The organism is Catenibacterium sp., from assembly GCF_052354645.1.
GTDB classification, from domain to species: Bacteria; Bacillota_I; Bacilli_A; order Erysipelotrichales; family Coprobacillaceae; genus Catenibacterium; species Catenibacterium mitsuoka_A.
The window spans coordinates 1-1,543 of record NZ_DAWDDM010000374.1; the positions used below are offsets into that span (position 1 = coordinate 1).

The following is a 1,543-nucleotide window of genomic DNA, read 5'->3' on the forward strand; positions in this document are numbered from 1 at the left end:
TTATTAAGGTAACATTAAACCTTGGTTTAGTGTCAAATGTTTTGTATCTTCATTATACAATGAGAAAAAAATAGTTCACAAGAAAACTTGCAAACTATCACTTTTCTAATAATTATTTTAAGATTGAATGAACTACTTCTCTCTACCTTCTACAGTCATTTTCACCATACCAAGTACTGCTGCATATAGTACTCCAGCCACCGGCCATATAATCCATGTAAACTTCCAGTTATTTGTCGAGAAACTCCATCCAAGATATATCGCGACTATCAAACACCAATAAGCACCTGAAAAAGAATCTGTCTTCTTTTTCACATGTTTCTCTTCTATTGTATATTCCCCTTCCTGCAATAGAGTATCATAGCTAGACTTGATCATACCTGCACGAATAAGAATATTGACACCAATAGAAACAATAATAAGCAATAGACCTACAGATATACCACTCATATAATCTTCTACTTCCATTACACCTGCCATTATAGTAGGAATGACAGAAAGAATACAAAGTACTACTCCTATCGCAATATTCCTTGTGAATGTTGGTTCATATTGTTTTCTTCTTTCACGTACCATTCCTGATACACCATATTCTGTTTCAAAGCTTTCTTTTTCTAGATGTTGCATAGAAGCATCACGTATTCCATAATTCACAAATAGATAGACAGCTATTGCGACTAATACAAGAAGTAGTACTAAACTAAAACCTATAAGTATATGATCTTGTGTCATTGTACCTAATACTATAAGAGGTACAGGACTTAATATGCATAGACTCGTCGCATTCGCGACTATTCTTGAACCTCTACTCTTCATATCAAGATATTGATTGGCTTCTTCCATACTTACCTTGATTGTTTTTGTTTCAACATATTCATTCTGTCGTTCTTCTTCTATTTCATCCTTTAGTAAATAATCAGTAGTCACACCAAATAGTTCAGACATCTGAAGTATTCTTTGTAGGTCTGGTATAGATCCTGAACTCTCCCATTTAGAAACAGCTTGTCTAGAGATACCTAACTTATTAGCGAGTTCTTCCTGTGACCAGCCATTCTTTTTTCTTTCTTCTATAATCTTATCAGCAAGATTCATATTCATTCCTCCTTACATACCAAATATACCAATTATGGTAATTTCCTTCTACCAATTCAAGCTGTAAATATGTCAACTGGCGGTTGCAGGAGGTGATTTTTCTAAACAAGTCTGATTATATAAAAAAAACGCATGGTGTGAACATGCGCTTTATAGTCATCTGTATTCTTAGTGCTTTTTCTCCAAATCATCGAATACTTTTTTTGCATCAACTGCTTCTGCACCATCCAACAGTTCTTGTTCAGATTCAAAGATTGCTTTGTCTATACGATTTATTCTAGCAAACTCATCATATAATTCACTGCTCATCACAACCAGGTCACTATAGCCATTTTTTGTAATGAAAATAGGTTCATGATGTTTGTGTGCAATATTAGAGATATCATTTGTATTTCTTAACTGCCACTCAAAATGTGATTAAATATACTCACATCGAGATAATGTAAGTTCT

2 protein-coding genes are annotated in these 1,543 nt (G+C 33.7%); both read right to left on the minus strand.

The genetic code is table 11. The features are described 5' to 3' along the window. Window positions 1-132: 132 nt before the first annotated feature. Window positions 133-1,092, minus strand: coding sequence for a helix-turn-helix domain-containing protein (locus tag ACT8VG_RS11135; protein ID WP_444195926.1), 960 nt, complete (start codon window positions 1,090-1,092; stop codon window positions 133-135). A 168-nt stretch (window positions 1,093-1,260) separates the two neighbouring features. Beyond that, a complete protein-coding gene (locus tag ACT8VG_RS11140; protein ID WP_270467641.1) occupies window positions 1,261-1,401 on the minus strand; it encodes a hypothetical protein in 141 nt (46 codons plus the stop codon). Between the last annotated feature and the right edge of the window lie 142 nt (window positions 1,402-1,543).

What these genes read in the sequence shown, in the direction of transcription:
- ACT8VG_RS11140 (WP_270467641.1), bottom strand. Translation starts at nt 1,401, where the DNA reads ATGAGCAGTGAATTATATGATGAGTTTGCTAGAATAAATCGTATAGAC.
- ACT8VG_RS11135 (WP_444195926.1), bottom strand. Translation starts at nt 1,092, where the DNA reads ATGAATCTTGCTGATAAGATTATAGAAGAAAGAAAAAAGAATGGCTGG.